General features: G+C 33.7%; 11 protein-coding genes. All 11 read right to left on the reverse strand.

Annotated elements, in window-relative coordinates:
- Nucleotides 1–23: 23 nt before the first annotated feature.
- The 11 genes from ACXAG4_RS06880 to ACXAG4_RS06930 all read right to left on the reverse strand — a co-directional run bounded on the left by ACXAG4_RS06880 (nucleotide 24) and on the right by ACXAG4_RS06930 (nucleotide 19,249).
- Nucleotides 24–1,151, reverse strand: a complete 1,128-nt coding sequence (locus ACXAG4_RS06880; RefSeq protein WP_475295348.1) for a hypothetical protein — start codon at nucleotides 1,149–1,151, stop codon at nucleotides 24–26.
- A complete protein-coding gene (locus ACXAG4_RS06885; protein WP_475295349.1) occupies nucleotides 1,151–3,073 on the reverse strand; it encodes an FAD-dependent oxidoreductase in 1,923 nt (640 codons plus the stop codon). Before ACXAG4_RS06885 ends, ACXAG4_RS06880 begins: the two co-directional genes overlap by 1 nt.
- Nucleotides 3,074–3,163: 90 nt before the next feature.
- A complete protein-coding gene (locus ACXAG4_RS06890; protein WP_475295350.1) occupies nucleotides 3,164–4,798 on the reverse strand; it encodes a sulfatase in 1,635 nt (544 codons plus the stop codon).
- An 8-nt stretch (nucleotides 4,799–4,806) separates the two neighbouring features.
- Nucleotides 4,807–5,745, reverse strand: a complete 939-nt coding sequence (locus ACXAG4_RS06895; protein WP_475295351.1) for a family 16 glycosylhydrolase — start codon at nucleotides 5,743–5,745, stop codon at nucleotides 4,807–4,809.
- 18 nt (nucleotides 5,746–5,763) lie between these two features.
- On the reverse strand, nucleotides 5,764–8,202 hold the full coding sequence (locus ACXAG4_RS06900) for a beta-galactosidase (RefSeq protein WP_475295352.1): 2,439 nt from the start codon (nucleotides 8,200–8,202) through the stop codon (nucleotides 5,764–5,766).
- Complete coding sequence (locus ACXAG4_RS06905) at nucleotides 8,195–9,220, reverse strand: SMP-30/gluconolactonase/LRE family protein (RefSeq protein ID WP_475295353.1); 1,026 nt, start codon at nucleotides 9,218–9,220, stop codon at nucleotides 8,195–8,197. Before ACXAG4_RS06905 ends, ACXAG4_RS06900 begins: the two co-directional genes overlap by 8 nt.
- Nucleotides 9,221–9,231: 11 nt before the next feature.
- Nucleotides 9,232–11,082: a CRTAC1 family protein gene (locus tag ACXAG4_RS06910; protein WP_475295354.1), complete on the reverse strand. Its 1,851-nt coding sequence runs from the start codon at nucleotides 11,080–11,082 to the stop codon at nucleotides 9,232–9,234.
- A gap of 3 nt (nucleotides 11,083–11,085) precedes the next feature.
- Nucleotides 11,086–12,723, reverse strand: coding sequence for a T9SS type A sorting domain-containing protein (locus tag ACXAG4_RS06915; RefSeq protein ID WP_475295355.1), 1,638 nt, complete (start codon nucleotides 12,721–12,723; stop codon nucleotides 11,086–11,088).
- Between the two features lie 17 nt (nucleotides 12,724–12,740).
- On the reverse strand, nucleotides 12,741–14,390 hold the full coding sequence (locus tag ACXAG4_RS06920; RefSeq protein ID WP_475295356.1) for a sulfatase: 1,650 nt from the start codon (nucleotides 14,388–14,390) through the stop codon (nucleotides 12,741–12,743).
- 147 nt (nucleotides 14,391–14,537) lie between these two features.
- A complete protein-coding gene (locus ACXAG4_RS06925) occupies nucleotides 14,538–17,072 on the reverse strand; it encodes a glycoside hydrolase family 2 TIM barrel-domain containing protein (RefSeq protein ID WP_475295357.1) in 2,535 nt (844 codons plus the stop codon).
- Between the two features lie 167 nt (nucleotides 17,073–17,239).
- The gene (locus ACXAG4_RS06930) at nucleotides 17,240–19,249 is read right to left on the reverse strand and encodes a glycoside hydrolase family 127 protein (RefSeq protein WP_475295358.1); all 2,010 of its coding nucleotides are present in this window, start codon (nucleotides 19,247–19,249) and stop codon (nucleotides 17,240–17,242) included.
- Nucleotides 19,250–19,367: the final 118 nt, after the last annotated feature.

The following is a 19,367-nucleotide window of genomic DNA, read 5'->3' on the forward strand; positions in this document are numbered from 1 at the left end:
AAATATAAAGATTATTTACATGGCTAAAGTCTGTTGCCGTATTTCTTTAGGAAATTTTTAAGCTTTTTTAAGGAATTATCATCAAGATTACTTTGCTCTCTTAAATACCAATATACGCGTCTTGCTATAAGAAAATCTGCTTGTAAAAAAGGTAATAAGGCCTTATTAACAACTTCTGAATTCATGTTTTTCACTTCCATTAAACCAAGAAAAACAGAAACTTCCTGAAATGATTTTAAATGATGAATCTCTTCAGCAAAACTATCTAAAAAACCTGCTGAAATAACGTTTTTATTATATTGAAGTGATCTTAATATGGCTATTCTTTGAAGTGCATCTGTGTTTTTAAATATTAACTTTAAAGATAACTCATAAACACTTTGCGGCGCTTTTTCTAAATATTGAATTGAGGGTTTAATTAAATTCTTATTCTTAGACGCTTTTTGGATTATTACATTAACAAATTCTGATGTATAATTATTCCGTTTAGCTAATTCATTTAAAGCAACTTGGTAATAAATTTTATTCTCACTTTTTACAAACTCTAATAACTGTTTGTTTGAAGCGCTTGCTCCTGTTTTGTTTTTTATAATTTCAATAATACCACCATTGGCCCAATGCCATAGCGTATAACATGTTAATGCAGCGCCAGGAACGGTATCTTTTTCATCTAACTGTAAAGCGGTAGCACCAGAAACGGCATCAACACCACCATCTTCACCAACAGATAAGACTTCTGTAATTAACACCTCTTTAAACAGCGAATTTTCATTTGCCAAAACACTATGTAACTTCTTGTAATCTTCAGGCTCAAAAACATCGGCTTTGTATTTTTCTAAAGTTTCTCCCTCTTTTAAAGTGTATTTTTGATAAACACCAATATTATTCCAATGTAATTTTACAGGAATTACTTTGCATACCTTTTCTAAACAGATTACAGAAACCACATTCATAGTATAACCAATAGTTACACTATCTTTATTTTTAATTTCTATTAAAACCACTTCGGTAGGCACGTATTCCCCTGGGTGTTTTACAATAACTTTATGTTCTATTTCAATATTATTATTTGAAATAACATTTGTGTTATTGAAAAAACACATCCAAAAAGGAATTACAAGTAACGATATGATTTTTAATTTATGAATCATTATGCATAACATCTAACCTCAAAAAGTTTAACATTTTTAGCACCGTAAGTATCTTTTAGTTTTAATTTGACTGCTGTAACTTTAGATGGTTTAAACTTGAATTTTATAAGCCTTGTTTTATTATCATCAATAATTCCTAAATCTTGCCACTTACCATTAACTCTCCCCTGTAAACTAAGAGATTTTAGCATTTCAACAGGTACATGGTTTCCGTATAGTTCATCATTTTTACTATCCTTGCGCATCATGATGTTTCGTTTTACATTAGTATCACATTTAAGTTCTACTGCCGAAATTTCTACTGGGTTTTCCCATTCTAACTGAAGTTCTGCATTTAAACCATCAGATTGCCAATGATTAATTGCACCATCAATATCTCTTGAAACACCATTTAATAAGTTTTCAGCATTACCAGAAGATGTACTTGAAGCAAAAATTAAACTGGCTTTTTTTGCCCAATCATTTGCATCATTTGCAGGCCTATTAGGTATAAACGCATCATCTCTCATTAACTGTTCTTGCAGCTCATTAATATATTTTTTAGCAACGTCTCTTGGCAAAACACCTTTCTTGTTACATATAGTTGCAGCAGTACCAACAGCCTGCCCCATTAAAGCACAAGTTGCCATGATTCTTGAAGAAGATAATGCAATGTGTGTTTGACTCACATTTCTACCCGCAAACATTAAATTTGATATGTTTTTGGAATATAAACTTCTAAATGGAAATTCATATATTTTTTTAAAATGATAATGAAAGTAACTTGGCGGTTCTGAAATATTTTCAATTCCTCCTGGGTTATGTTCATCTAAAGACCAACCTCCATAGGCAACGGCATCATTAAAATGTTTATGCTCTGTCATATCTTTTTCAGAAACAATATAATCTCCAATAAATCGGCGCGACTCCCTTCTAGAAGGTAAAGAACCTACCCAATCTAGAGCTAAATTTTCTGCTTCAGGAAAATTACCTGAGTTTTTTATATAATCCCAAACACCGTGTAAATAGCCCATTAATTTATGTCTATTAACCTCAGCATCTGCAATAATATCACCTTTACTGCCAACTTCAATCCACCAAATACCATCTTTAAACCATTTAAAATGTCTACGCGGATGCGCACCTTCATGGGTATATTTTATGGCATATGAAGGCGGATTATACTTCATAGGTCTGCCCATATCTTTTGAAGACATTAAAAGCGTTGCTCCCATTTGCCAACCGTCTGGTTCATCTGGTGCGTAGGTCTCGTTGAATTCTGCTTTTCCTTCTCTACCCGTTCTATATTCAGCTCCTGCCGAAGCTGCTAACAAACCATCGCCAGAGCAATCAATAAAAATAGGTGCATTTATTGTAAACATAATTTCGGTAGTTGCTTGCCAACATTTTGCTGATTTAATTTTATCACCATCCATTATTGCTTCTACCGCCTGTGTATTCATCATTAATGTTAAATTGGGTTCTCTAACCACAAAATCATACATTACATGATCAAAAACAGGATAGGATTCTTGTTCATTTTCAAACCTATTATGTAAAAGCAATTCTTCTATTATACCTGTTTCACGTTCAGCTTTTCCCTTAATGCTATTAACCCCATTAAGGTGTACGCGCATTTCACTTGAGGCATTTCCCCCTAACACTGGTCTATCTTGAACCAATACCGTTTTAGAACCATTTCTTGCCGAAGCTACTGCAGCACAAATACCTGCAGCGCCACCACCAATAACGGCAACCTCAAAATCCTTTGTTACCTTTCTTTCCGGAATGGCTTTTTTACCAGCCCCTAAATGATACCATTTATCTTTGTTTCTATCATCAATAATATCTTTTGAAGTAGCGCAAGATGATGCAATAATTGGTACTACTCCTGCAGCTACAGCTGCTGTTGTTCCTTTTTTAAAAAAATCTCTTCGCTTCATATCTTTTACAATACGCTTATTTCAAAATAAGCTCAATTATATAATGTTTATGTGTTTATGCGTTCAATTAAAGTTGCTTAACGTCAATTTTTAGATGGGTCTATTTCCTTTCCAACCTCTATTAAATTGTTGGGTCAATGTTTCTACCAACTCTGGGTTTTCTTCAGCAATATTCTTTGTTTCGTTGGGGTCTACCATATGGTCATATAATTCAACAAAAACAGGCTTTTTAGATTTGTTAGTTCTGTCCTTCCATAAAATCAATCTATATTGTTGCGTTCTCATGGCGTATCCCATTAAATGGTTTTCAAACAGATCTCTATCCCAAGCATCTCTTTGTTGATTCTTAATTTTTTGCTCTACTTCAGTAAGAAGTGGCCCAAAATATGTTTCTCGCATTGCAGGGCGAATAGGAAATGCTCCCCATTCTCTTAAGGCTGGAGATGGAAACTGACTAAACGCAGCACCTTTCCATGATATAGTAGGGTTTTTAATAAGTGGTTTAAAACTTGTTCCCTCAACATGCTTTGGTGTTTCTATTCCTGCTAAATCACAAAGTGTAGGGTACATATCTATTAATTCTACTAAAGCTTCTGTCTTTTTACCTTGTGCTTCTTTGAGCATATCTGGCGTCCAAATTAACATGGGAACTCTTGTGGCAATTTCGTAGTTAGTTGCCTTTCCCCAAATACCCATATCTCCCAAATGCCAACCATGGTCACTCCAAATAATAATAATTGTGTTATCTCTAACACCAGCGGCTTCTAAAGCGGCTATCATCTTTCCTATTTGTGTATCTACATAACTTACACAAGCTAGGTACGCATGTTTAAGCGTTACAGCCAATTCATCTTCTATCTTTCCTATTTTCGGAATTCCACTTCTAACTCGTAATTCAAAAGATGGATGCAATCCAACTTGAGCTCCATTTTTAGGTGCAACTGTTTGTGAAGTCAATTTTATATCATCACGATTATATAAATCCCAATACTTCTTGGGAGCAACCCAGTTTAAATGTGGTTTATTAAACCCGAGTCCCAAAAAGAAAGGTTTATCAGGATTTTTAGCGAGCATATCTTGCATTGTTGCAATAGCCATTTCGGTATTATACCCATCTGAATATGTATTATCAGGAACGTCTGCACTTTCATATGCTTTCCCCATAGCCAAACCATATCGGGCTACTTTTCCATATGTTTTAAACATGGCTTTACGAGTTGCACTACGTTCCTTTAAATTTTCTTCTAGAGCAAAACCAACAGGATCTTTTATACCCTTGGCTTTCATGCTATCTACTGAAGGCAATCTGCTCCAAGATTTTTCATCATCTAAGTCGCCATGATGAAAAATTTTTCCGCAGTAAACTGTTTCATAACCATTATTTTTAAAATGCTGAGGCAGTGTAATTACGTTAGGACTAGTGTCTCTAAATTTTATATAATTATGAAATACGCCATTAGTTTCTGGTCTAATACCCGTTAAAAGACTTGCTCTACTGGGGCCACAAATAGCTTGTTGACAATAGGCTTTATTAAATTGAAGCCCTTGGGAAGAAAACTTATCTAGGTTTGGACTTATTGCAATGTCTGAGCCGTAACATCCTAATTCTGGCCGTAAATCATCAATACCAATAAAAAGAATGTTTGGTTGCTTTTTAACCTCACTCTTTCTTTCTTGACAGCTAAACATTATAGCTACGGATAAGATTAGGATAAGGTTTTTCATTTGTGTGCTTATTTCTTAGTCCAAACTCTAATATAATCTACATACATGGTAGTTGGTATTCCTTCTAATTGTTTTTTAGCTTCTTCGTCTTTTAGCGGATTTACAGCTCTATTTGCATTGTTTGAAAACTTAACAAAAGGACGTCTTAAACCTAAAGAGGCTGTAACATTCATTGGTCTGTACCAATCTGTATTGGGTTTGCTTGCTATTTTAACACCATCTACATACCAAATAATCTCTTTTTCATTTACTTCACAGCCATAAACATGATAATTTCTACTTGGGTCATCAGGTAAACGGTATTTATTTAATTGCGTTTCAGGGTATTTTTTGGGACGAAACCAAACACCTTTACCGTTAACTTTTTTTACTAAATGTAAGTTATGGTCTGAATCTTTAATATCATCTTGGTGGCCATTATGCCAATCGAATTGCTGTAATTCAACTACATCAATCTCGCAATAAATAGTTTTTCCCTCTTGAGCTTCTTTATCAAAATTACTATACAACCAAAAAGACGGACAAACACCATAGCCATTTTTTGGCCCAGGCACATTAATAACCGCTCCTTTAATTCTTGCTTCTACATAACCTGTTGTAAAGGTTTCTTTTGATTTTAAAATACCAGATTTAAAATAAGTTCCATTATCTGAAGCATTATTTTCATTATGGCGCATGGTTAATTCTGCAACACCATTTTCAAGTGTCACATTTTGTGAGTTATTCCATTTCCAACCTGTAGTATTTGGTAAATTTGATGTTTTAAACCATTTGTTCCAGTTAACTTCAGCATCATTAAACTCATCAGACAAATTAGAAACCATTTGCCAATTATTCGAATTAGGCTCAGATAATGGCTTAAAACTATCATTTAAAACCACTTGTTTTGTTTTACAACTTGAAACAATTAAAAACAAAACCAATATGCTTACACATTTTTTTTTCAACAGATATTATTTTTAAAATTATTTTACTTCTAGTAACAATACTTCCTCTGATGCTAGGTTAAATGTAGCCTCAACAGTATTTCCTGTCATTAAATTTTTGATAGAACTTATGGTTCCTGATTTTAATGATAATGTGATTTTTGCTGTATTGTTACCCACGTTTAGTAAATTAACCAAATACGAGCCATCATTTTGTTTAACAACACGCGATACTGTTGTTTTAAATTCTTGTCCATTATCTGAAGTTACAACAACATTGGGCATAGCGCTAGCAACCTCAGCTAAAGCTTTTGATTTTATTTCTGAAATGCTGGCATTTTCTAAAACAATTAATTTACCATTACCAGCTTGTAATTTTTGGTTTCGTTTTTTACCATATTCATCCATTGAAAGGCTTTCTTCTGAATCTAAAATAACAGTACCACCATTACTTAAATACGTTTGTAAAGCAGCAAACTCATTATTAGTTACATACTTTGTATTGTAAACAACTACGGTATTCCAGGTGTTATTGTCTTGTTTTTCAATAATGTTTTTAGTTACAAAACCAAGTGACAAGCCTTCAAAAAATAACGACTTATATAATTTTGTAGTTTCCGTCATGTATTTATTGGTGTTTATTGCTGATGTTTCAGAATAAAATAAACGTAATGGTCGTGGTTGCTTACGTAATTCAATAATTTCTTCAGAGAATGAATTTAAATCATACATAACCTGTGTAACCTCATTGGTAATGTGAGGTTGCATGTTATTTGAACCAGCATATGCGCCACCTAAACCAGGATCAAAAAAGTTTAATTCGCCTTCCAACCTATCTTCAGGAGAACCGTCTGGGTCACGTGCCCAAAACCAACCAGTGTTAGCATCCATACCCATTAAAGTTGCTAGCCAATAAACATTGCGTACGTAACTAGTTCTTGAATCTAGATCTCTCCACATGCCTGATGACAGGAAATGTGATTCTGAATTTACATTGATTTTGTTAGGTGCTACAGACTCTAAGAAATCGTGTAAAATGGCCATTCCGTCCCACTTGTAAGCATAATCTTTAGTCCAATCAGAATTTATATGAGGCCTAATACTTGCACTACCTAAAGCTTTAGCATCATGCCCTATCATGGTTGTTAATTCTGTAAGGGCTTCAAAATCCATTCCATGCGAACGAGAATCTTCATAAAACGTTCTTGGGAATAATTTTATATGTGTATCTGCCTCAGGATTTACGGTATGTAATTCATTTTGCATAAATGTAAACCAATCTGTACTACGTTGCATGTTGTAACGGCACCAATCAAACCAAATTGGTTTTCCTCTTAAAGCTGTATCAATAGGAATTTCAATAGTAATAGCATCAAAACTTTTAAATTTAGATTCCCAATTTGTATTTAGTTTTGCTAAATTGTTGTTGTATTTATTTTTTAACCAAGTTCTAAAATTATTTAAGGTATATTTTGAAATACCATTCATTTCCTTGTATCTGTAAGTCCAATGATCTTTTTCTGAAAACCAATGAGGCTCATTAGCAAACACATAACCTAACTCTGTTACTTTTTTTCCTTTGGTAAGCTCTCCTGTTTTTCTAATTATTTTACCCCATAAATCTCGTGCTACAGGGTTATCAATATCAAAGCCAGTGAATAACGAACGGCCTTTTCTAATTTCAGGCTCTTTCTTTTCTACCCATTCTGGAATTCCCATAGACCAGTAGTATAAAAATCCAATATTGGTATCTGGAATGCCTGTTAGTTCTTTCATTAATTCTTCATTAAAAGTTCCATCTTCTTTTAATAAAAATGAATTTATAGCACGATCATGATCTACAGGATATAAATTTTCTCCACCATGATATAATGCTCCCAAATGATCATTATAAATAGCTTCATTTGTTAAAGGCTGGCCAACTGTTTTAGAAAAATAATCATAAGGAAATGATGGTTTTCCGTTACTTACAAACATATTATCTGCAGCTTTTGCGTTTTGCCAATCTACTTTATTTACTGGGCGACGTTTGGTTTCTCCACTTAACTCTTTATTTAAATCTGCAATACTTTTATCTAAAATTTGAATAACTTTTTTACGCTCAAAATCTGGCAAAGCTTTAGCTAAAGAATCTTTTTTTGGAGCATAGTAACGCTCATAACCAAACAATTTAGCAACGGCTTCTTGGTTATTTTCATCCCAATTAGCAAACTTTAAAAATTCATTTGCAAACCATAGTGTAGTTTCCTCTCGGGTAACATCAATAGATTTACTTCTGGCTTTGTCCATAAGTCCTTCTAGGGTTTCAATTTTAGACATTGCATCTTGTTGTAGTGTTTTTTCAGACTCACAAGACAATATATTAGCCGCTATAAACAAGCCAATTATTAGGTTTAAGAAATTAGATTTTAAAACATCCATGATTAGTGATTTTATGTAGTATAAGTATTTTGAAATTATAATTAGTTTTTTATTCATTTAAGTCTAAATATGAAATGGTGTATGGTTTATCATGTTTAGAATTTATCATGCCTTTAGCAACCATTAAATCGAAATTTGAAATAATGAGTTTACCATTAAAAACAATAACATCGGCTGGTTGATCTAATGCACCTTGGGCTCCATTATTATCTGGATATTGCGCTAATAATTGCACCTTTTTATTAGTATCAACTTTAAAAATTTGATTTTGTGCAAACCCAGCTACATAAAGGTTTCCTTTGCTGTCAATATTAATTCCATCGGGTGCTGAATTTACAGGAAGTTTTGCGTAAACCTCTTCATTTTCTACTTTTCCTTCAGCATTTAAAGTTAGTTTATAAATAGTGGCATCTCCTAGATTTCCAACAAATAATTCACCTTTTTCATTAAAAACCAACCCATCTAAACCTACTTGACGTTTTTTATTTTGTGTGGTTGAAGTGTAAATTAAACTATCGTCAGAAGTATCGTTATTAACTTTAACATTTCTATCAGACGTTTTAAAACGATACACCCCACTAACTACTTTATCGGTTTTAAGCTTAGGCAAACTGGTTTGTGTAATGTAAACATATCCGTTATTGTACCTTATACCATTTATAGAATTGAAACCAAAAGCAACAACTTTAGTAGAAATCAACTTATTTTCAGCAAAGGTTATTCTTAAAATTCTTCCTTTATTGGTTTGATTATCGCACACATAAAGTGCTCCTTCATCATCATAAGCTATACCCATTGGATTAGAAATTCCAGAAGATTTCAATGCAGGTACATCTATTAATTTTGTTACAGTTCCATTTTTGGTAATGCGCATTAAAACACCTGGTTTAGATTGGTCTGCAAAATTAGGGCAAGATAGTGTTAAACTACCATCAGGCGCCACATCAAAAGCATCTGGTGTTGGGCATATGTTTGGCAATTCGGCAAATAATTTTGCGGTGTTTAAGTGGTTATCTTGAGCTGTACACACTAAGGTGATACAACATAAAAAATATATGAAATGAATTTTTCTCATTTTAACAAAGCTTATTTTGTTTGGTATGTTTTATTAACGCTATTTATATTTAGTTTTAAAGTTTCGCCATTACTCCAAGTAACTATGGCTTCATCTATTGTTTTATAATCACCCAAACCAACATGCAAATAGGTATCTAAACCTTGAGAATATGATGATGATGTAGCCCCAACCACACGTTTATAAATGTTACCATTTACTTTTAGCTGCAAAACGGCACCAATTGCAGATGCTTTACCTGAAGGTGAATTACCTACATTAACCACCACATAATTGTTATTAGATTTTAAATTATTTGTAAACAAATGCCACTTACCACGTTCGTTAGCATAAATAATGTCTAAATCGCCATCTTTATCATAATCAAAAGCTTCGGCACCCATACCTGTGCTACCTCGTTCTTTTCTAATAATGCCATGATTTTTTGATAGTTGAAATGCTTTTCCTTGGTTATTTAAATACAAGAATTGCTCAATAACAGATGCTGATTTTTCATTGCGTACTATAAACATATCTGTCCACCCGTCATTATTAAAATCGGCCACTGCTGCACTTGTTGTTTGCTCATTAATGTTAATGCCCAATTGTTTGGTAACATCAACAAATTTTCCGTTTCTATTTTCTAACAATTTAGCAGGAAGCTCCCTAAGTTTAATAGTTTTAGGAGATTCTATTACATTGTGAATAACCGCTGTTGTTGGTGCGTTTGTAAACCCACCAATACGCCAATAACCGTTACCTAAATAGCCTATGTATAATCCTTTTTTTGAAGTATCATCTGGCCAACCTTTAGCCTCTTGCTGGGTTAGTGTTAAGTCATGGTGCCCGTGTTTATCGGCATTACGCTTGTATAAAGTTTTATTTTTTCCAATAAACACATCAAAATGCGGATATGCCATTTGAAGGTTTTCAATTTTAAAATCACCTTTAACTTTTATACTATCATGCTGAAAGGGTTTGCGTCTGGCTAAAAAATAAAAGGTTTTATCTTCGGCATTATAATCAGCTTCAGAATCAAACGGATGTTTTGCTCTTGTGAGGAACAAATCAAAATCACCATCATTATCAAAATCTATTTCAGAAATACTACTCACCAAGTTGGTGTTAGCTACATTTCCTAATACAGTATCAGTTACATCAGTAAAACCAAAATCTTTATTTCCTTGAACGGCTATTACTTTGCTTCCGCCATAAAACAGAAAATCTTTAATATTATCATTATTAAAATCTGTTATGCTTGTTCTCATATTAAACCTATCAGCGTATGGTAATAATTTTTCAAAAGCAAAATATTTAGATTCGTCTTTTCTGTATAAAAAATGAGCTCTTTCGTATTTATTTTTAGCAGGAAATGCCGATAAAATTAAATCTAAATCGCTATTATTATTAGCATCAAAAAACTTTACAGCACGCCCACGGCTTGCTTCAAAATGCTTAAATTCAAATTCTTTTGAAATTGTTCTATCTGTATTTATGGTGTATGCTCTTAATTTTCTTGGATTTTTGCCATCACCACCACCTGGTTGCACAAGTACTTCAAGTAAACCATCATTGTTATAATCGCCAACCGTCATGCCGTGTGTATCACCAAAAATGAATGGTTCTCCTTGTTCAAAAGTGCCTTTGTTATTCCAGTACAATTCTACTCTACGAGAATGTTCTATTAACAACATATCTAACCAACCATCTTGATCTAAATCGGCTATAACAGCATTGTCAAACTTTCTTCGTGATCGGTCTTCAAAAGATACCACTTTAGAATCTTCAGAAAATGATACATCTTGAATTTGTTGTGCTTTACAGGCAAAAAAAGACAGACCAGACAACAAAAAACATAAGTTATATTTTATGTATTTATTCATATTTTAATTAATTACAACTTTTGATGTAGCAGATGTGTTACCCGATTGAATTTTAAACAAATACACTCCTGATGGTAAATTTAAACCATCTATTTTCTTTACTATTTTTTCTTTTTGAAAACTTTTAAGCAAAACACCCGCCATATTAAACACACTTACGGTACCGTTTAATGGTGAATTAATATGTAAACTATTTTGCGCAGGGTTTGGGTAAATTGAAAAGTTTTCAGTATTATTTTTTGCAGTACTTAACGTATTAGCAAACGTGATATCATCTACATAAAACAAGGCTTGAGCGCCCGATACATTTGCAGATTGTAACATAAACCTTATTCTATCACCGTTTGTTAAACTTTGATTTGAAGCGGCACTACGGCTAAATGTTTTTGAAACTTCTACCCATTGCCCTTTTTGAACTCCTGAAACATCAACATCAATTACCGTCCATGGGTTTTCTAAAATCATTCGTAATGAACTTATTGTAGTACTTGGATCTATCCAAACCTTAAAATTAACTTGGTTACTACCTGCAGGTAAATTTAATGAGCCGTAGGGTGTAAATGTTGTGTAATTGCCTGAAAATGTTCCTGAATGCTGAAAACGCAAACTAAAATCGCCACTGGCAGATTTTTCATTTTTTATGCGCCATTTTGCTGCTGGACCATTCCACCAATGTTGGCTTCTACCTTGAAAATAAAAAGGACCTTCAAAACCTAAGGCATTAAAATTTGGTGGTGTTATGTTTTTTTGCCAAATTCTTACATAATCTATTTTAAACTCTGCTGGCGTAGCTAAGTCTGCCTGAGCAGGCAAACCGTACCAATAGAAAACCTCAGAATCTAACCAAAGTTCTTGAGGATAATCATGCCTCCACTGGTTGTTAGCTTCTAAAGTTTGACGTGTTACTTCCCTTAATAAATTACCATCAACATAGGTTTTTATATAATCTTTATCCCATTCAAAACCGTAAATATGATAATCTTCGGCTAGTCTAACACCCATATCGTTTTCTACTTTCCAATTTTGATGATTTGAAGGAGCGTCGGGGTCCCAATTAATCATATTGGTTCTTTGCTTTCTTTCAATAACCGCATTCGTATTTTCTGGGTTTTCAATAGGTCTTTTACCATAATTTTCAACCATATCAATTTCAGAATGGTACCCTGTTGTCCAGAAAGCAGAAGTAACAGGTGCATTGGCTATTTTAGCTCGAATTTCCATATAGCCATACCTAAAAAAAGTTTCACTCATTACACAGGCCTGTGTAATTGGTTTACTATTATCTGCACTGGTTGCGGTACCTCCGTAATAAGTACCATCTTGTTTTTCATTGGCAAAGGTATAGGTAGGTTCCCATTGACTGGTTAAAACCAATTCGCCACCTTCAACTTTAACATTATGTGGTGCAAACTGCCCTGGTGCTCTACCTTTCCATTTATTTCTATAGTCTCCATTTTCACCTAAAATCCACCATTTAGATGTGTCTAATTGTGGTGTATTAAATTCATCACTAATAGTTGTATTTAAAATCCAACCTTCATTATTTGAAGGATCGGAAAACGGGTTTTGAGCAAATAATACATGCGTAAAGCATACTGCTAATGCAAAGTTTAAGTGGTGTTTTAGTTTGTTGGTTTTCATTTTTTCTTTTTCTTTTTTTACTTCGGAAGGTTGCCTTTCCAACCCTTATTAAATTGTGCTAATAATTGTTTTACTAACTCTGGATTTTCATGAGCTATGTTTTTAGTTTCACCAGGATCTGTTTGGTGGTCATACAACTCATAGAACAATGGTTCACTATCTTTATTTGTGTAATCTTTCCATACAATAAATCTGTAATTTTCTGTACGCATAGCATACCCCATTAAATTGTTTTCAAATAAATCTCTATCCCATTTATCACCCATTTGCGCTTTAATTTTAGCTTCAACATCTTCAATTAAAGGCCCAAAATAGGTTTCTCTCATACCTTGTGATAATGGGTTTGCAGCCCACTCACGTAATGCTGGTGTTGGGAACTGACTAAAGGCTGCTTGTTTCCATTCTTTATTAGGGTTTTCAATTAAAGGTGCAAAACTGAAACCTTCTAAATGCTCTGGTTTTTCTAAACCAGCTAATTCGCATAATGTTGGATACATATCAACCAACTCTACCAAAGCATTAGATTTTACACCTTGTGTTTCTTTTGGCATATTTGGGGTCCAAATCATTAATGGAACACGGGTAGCAACTTCATAATTGGTAGCCTTACACCAAATACCCATATCGCCTAAATGAAAACCATGATCACTCCAAATAATTATAATGGTATTATCTCTAATACCAGCTTCATCAAGCGCATCAATCATTTTACCAATTTGGGCATCTATATAACTTACACAGGCTAAATATGCATGTTTTAAAATTCTAGCTTGCTCATCCTTAATAGGTCCTTTTTTAGGAATACCGTATCTAGCACGCAGCTCAAAAGACGGGTGTAAGCCCATGGTTGCACCGTTTTCTGGCGCTTCAGTTAATGTGGCTAATGCAATATCATCAGGGTTGTATAAATCCCAATATTTTTTTGGTGCTAACCAGTTTAAATGCGGTTTTTTCATACCCACGCCCAAAAAAAACGGTTTATCAGGATTTTTTTGAAGCATATCTTTCATAGTAGCAATAGCCAATTCAGCATTGTAACCATCTTCATAAAAGGTGTCTTCAACATCGGCCTTTTCATAAGCAGGTCCTTTACCTAAACCATTTCTTGGTGCATTTGGCCCATATTTAGCAATAACTTCGGCAGTAGCTTTTTTTGAGAATTCTTGATTTTCTGGCAACGCATAACCACCTGGTGTATTGTTTGGTTTAATAGTCATTTTATCATAGGCTGGTTCTCTGCTCCATGATTTTTCTTTATCTGCCCATGCTTTTTTATGATATATTTTTCCCGTATGAACGGTTTCATAACCATTATTTTTGAAGTGTTGAGATAGGGTTACTATATCTGGATTGGCTTCTCTAAAATAGGTGAAGTTTTCAATAACGTTGATGGTTTCAGGTCTTGCACCCGTCATTAAACTAGCGCGCGAAGGACTACAAATAGGCTCTTGGCAGTAGGCATTATTAAATAACAAACCTTGAGATGCAAACTTATCAAAATTTGGCGTTATTGCTATTTCTGAACCGTAAGCACCAATTTCTGGCCTTAAATCATCAATAGCTAAAAAAAGAATATTTGGTTTTTTAGCAGGTGTTTCTTTAGACGCTTCTTTAGATTTACACCCTACTACAATAGCAAACAAAAGCACTATTTTAAGGAATTTCATAATTAAGGAAATTTATTAAATATACATCCTTCAAATTACGAAAAAATAACCCCTTAAAACAGTGCTTTAGTTACCTTAAGCTTATATTATTTTAACTTGTTTTGTTACAATTTTGGTTTTAATTAAAAGTTATAACAAAACAAACTACTACTTTATTTGTAATATTACTTCTTGTGTTTCAAAACCATCAGATTTAGCTTTTACCTTTACAGTACCTGATTTTAAATTAGACTGCAAAATCATTAACGCTCTGCCTTTTGCACTTGTTAAACTATTAGATTTAAAATCTTGAACATTACTCCTAGCGCCATTATCTACACCTAAAACTCTTGCATCACCCTCAACTTCAAATTCAAATTTTGCATTTTCTGTTTTAACAGGCAAACCATCTTTATCAACCAATTGAACCACAAAATGAGACACATCGTACCCATCAGCCTTTAACGTAGTTTTATCTGCAGTTAAAGTAAAACCTACTGGTTTTGATGTTGTTTTTAATTGGGCTGTAACTTTTTGTGAACCAAAACCTGCTTTTGCTGTTAGCGTGCCAGCTTCAAAAGGAATAGTCCAACGGAATAATCTATCAGGACTTTCAGACATGCTTCTACTACCAAGTGAACGACCATTTAAAAATAGCTCTACAATAGAGTAATTAGAACACACTTCTACAACTACCTGTTCACCTTCATCATAATTCCAATGCATGTTAGAGTCTCTCCATTTGTAAGCGCTACTATTTTCTGGCAGCTGCTGCCCAGAAATTCCTGTTTGTTTAAAGCCTGATTTTGCAACTGGCAAAGTACCTATTGAAATATGAGGTTCATCTACCCAAATGCTTTTAAAATAATTCCAACCTTGGTATTTAAAACCAGCTAAATCTAATAAATCTCCCCAACCGCTTTTTTCAGGCCAATCACCATCGCGCTCACCCATATAATCAATACCTGTCCACATAAAAATACTGAACACGCCTGGGTTTTCAAGTACCTGTTTCCAGTCATCCCAAGTCCCTGGGTTTTCGTTTATGGTTATATGTCTATCTGGCCAGTGTTTATTAGCCCAAGCAATATCTAAATTTCTATAGCTAAAACCAGAAATATCAACAGCATCGGCATAGCCACTAACCATACTTGTTTGAGGCACTACCATGTTGGTTGTTACAACTCTGGTTGGATCTAAAGCTCTGGTCCATTTAGCTAACTTATGGGCTGTTTCTGTTAAAATATGCTCACCTTTTTTAGCGGCATCATAATTAGCTTTAATTTTTTCGGGTGATAAAATTGGCGCACTACCCCAGTAACCACCGGCTGCTTGAGGGTTGTTAGGATCTTTCCAAAAACCGGTATCATACCTGTAGTGTAAATATGTCCATTCAATTTCATTACCAATACTCCATTGAAATACAGAAGGGTGATTTCTATCGCGCAGCATGGTACGAGTTAAATCGCTTTTTGCCCATTTTTGAAAATGTTCTACATAACCACGTGTAATGTAATCTGTGTTTCTATCGTGATAATTTTTACGCTTATCTTTTGCGTAATCCCATTCATCAAAAAATTCATTTTGAACCAATATTCCCATTTCATCACATAACTCTAAAAATTCTTCAGAATATGGGTTGTGTGCGGTTCTAATGGCATTTACACCACAAGCTTGTAATGCCTCTAAACGACGTTTCCAAACACCTTTAGGAACAGCTGCCCCTACTAAACCAGCTGCATGATGTATGCATACACCTTTAACCAATGTGGGTTCTTCATTTAAATAAAAGCCAGATTTGGCATCAAAACGTAAACCTCTAATACCAAAAGGTGTTGTGTATGTATCTATTATTTCGTTTTTATGAATAATATTTGTTACCGCCTTGTACATGTTTGGGTTTTTAGTGCCCCAAAGTTTTGGATTTAAAACAGTAAAATCTTGAACAAACACTTGTTTATTATTACCTTTTAAAGATAGTTTATCTTCTTTTTTAGCGACTTCGTTTCCTTTATTATCAACAATTTTAGTAACTAAAGTAAATTTGCTTTTTTTAGACGACTGATTATTAACAGTAGTTTCTAAATTAATAGTAGCTTTTTCTTTAGTTGCTATTGGTGTTTTTATAAATGTACCCCAAACAGGTATGTGAAGTTTATTAACCGTAATTAGTTTTACGTTACGGTAAATACCACCGCCTGTATACCAACGTGCATCTGCATATCTTGAGTGATCTACGTGTACGGTTAAAATATTCTCTGAATTTTTACTTAAATATGGTGTTAAATCAAAATACACCGGCGAATATCCATACGGGTTTTCGCCTAATTTTTTTCCATTTAACCAAAATGTGGCATTATTGTAAACGCCATCAAATAATACGTAAACACTTTTATTTTCTGTACTTCCTGATAGTTTGAAGTGCTTTTGATACAAGCCAACACCACCTGGTAAATATCCTGTACAACCTTCAAATGCTTCACTAAAAGATTGCTCTACACCAAAATCATGTGGTAATCTAATATCACGCCAATTAGCATCGGCTAATGGAACTGTTGTTGGAAGGGTTGTATCATCTTGTAAATGAAATTTCCAATTAAAATTAAAATCTGTTTCTCTGTTATTGACACTTATTGTTTCTTGTGCTGAAACAAAAAGACAAAAACCAAATAAGAAAAATGTGAGTAAAATACGCTTGTTCATTATATAGTTTAGTTTAAGAACATGCAATTTAATTAAGATTTAGCATTTTTTACTCTTACTAATATTAAAAAAAGCGCTGTCTAGTTTATGTATAGTCTTTTTACTGTAAACATTTAATTATTTCATATGTAAATTTGAACATTTGTTATATGTAATTTATACAAAAACTATTTTTGCCATATAAGAGGCAACCACACACTCATTTCGGCTACACCTCTATTACTCCAAGCAAAATATGGTACAAGCTGAATATTTTTAGTTTCCCAATTGGTATTATTTAACTCTCTATACATAGCTTGAGAAGTATCTTTTTTTAGTTTTACTTCTGCATTAATTGTAGTTATACCTCCCAAGAAATTTGGTTTATAAGTAAGATTTAATTTAGATTCCAAAGGTAAATAAACATCTGTGATTTTTGTATTTTCAGGTAAATCTGGAGATTCTACGCAATACACTACTGGACCTCTTTTTATGGCCACTTGATTTCTAACTTCTTCTATCTGTGGATGCCCTTCGTACAATTTAGCTTCCATAGGCATGTTTATTGTAATAACATCTCCTTTTTTCCAAATTCTATGTATCACTGCAAATGTGCCTGCTTTTATTACTGTATTGGTATTTTCTCCATTGATTAAAATTGAAGTGCCTTTTGCCCATTCTGGTATTCTTAAATAAACATCAAATGCTTTTTTCTTAGCCTGATCTATAGTAATTTTAACAGAACCTTCCCATGGATACTGCGTTTGCTGATGTAGCTTAAGCCTTGAACCATCTAACATTTTAGCATCTAATTTATTTCCGCCGTAAAGGTTTACTGCCACACCATTATTTGTTAAACTATAGGCCCAACCAGATAACTTTGTTATGGTACGTACCAAATTTGGCGGACAACAAAAACAAGGAATGTAAGGTACTCTATTAGGATAATCTGTAATTCCCATATCATGACCAAAACTTCGTCTTAAGGGGTTAGTGTAAAAATAATTTACACCTTTTAAATCTATACCCGAGAGCCCACTATTAAACATTACGGTTTCTATAACATCGGCATATTTAGACTCTCCATGTACGCCCAGTAATCTGTAATTAAACATGGCGTTGCAAAGGTTTGCACATGTTTCATTATAAGAATCTGCATTATGCATTTGATAATCTAGAGTAAACGCTTCATGAACAAAATCTCTATTGGAAGAAGCTCCATCATGTACCTGACCGCAGGCTCCGGTTATATACATTTTCTTATCCACTATGTTATTCCAGATTCTGTCTAAAGCATCGATTAAAGGCTTCTCACCAGTTTCAGCATATATATCGGCTGCACCTGCCCACATGTAAAGTCCAAGAACCGCATGCCCAACGGCTTCCGTTTCCTTTCTTAAAGGTGTTCTTTCTTGAACCATATCTCCAATCATACTATAGCGCACTGTTTCATCTGGCACTACTTTAGATTGCCCTCTCATGTTTACAAAAATTTCAGCTAACTCTAAATAACGTTTGTCTTTTGTAGTTCTGTAAAGCTCTACTAACCCCATAATTTGCACCTGATTAAAACCAAATCTTTTTAAATGTTTTGGTTGAGGCTCAAATGTTTCATATAAATTATTAGCGTGTTTAATTGCAATATCTAAAAAGTTCTTTCTACCTGTTACTCTGTAATAAATACATGCTGCTATATAAAGATGTCCGCTGTTATACATTTCATGATACCTTCTATTTGAAAAGGGCTTAATGCCTCTAATGCTTATTTGAGTTTGAAGAAATCCATTAGACTGTTGTGCTTTGGCTATTATTTGAATATACTCTTCTAGCCTTTTTAAAAGTTCTTCATCCTTGTTAATTGCGTAAACATACGTAGCTGCTTCAATCCATTTATAAAAATCGCCATCATGCCAATGCATTCCTTTGTGTTTCCCTTCTTTAAGGCCAGCTGCTATTTTAAAATTATTAAGTGCATGTCCAACATCTCCTGTAAGCACTTGTTCCATATAAGGCACCATAGATTCTTGAGCTATTTTAAACTTGTCTGCCCAAAAACCATCTGTCCATTGGCAATCACCAATGTTAATACTTTTAAATTTTACATGGTTACTTTCTGAAGTATTTACAATTCCTTTTTCTTGAGAAAAAGAAACATTTACTAAAACAACACTGATAAGGAATAAGGTATTAAGCTTCATTTTACAAGGTATTTATAAATGATTAACAAGAATTAAAAACACGAACTAACAACATATTATAAAATGTAGTGTAGCTTATAATAATAAAATTGTTTTTGTAAGTATATTAGAAAAGTAA

This window comes from Seonamhaeicola sp. ABD4_175, assembly GCF_056160885.1.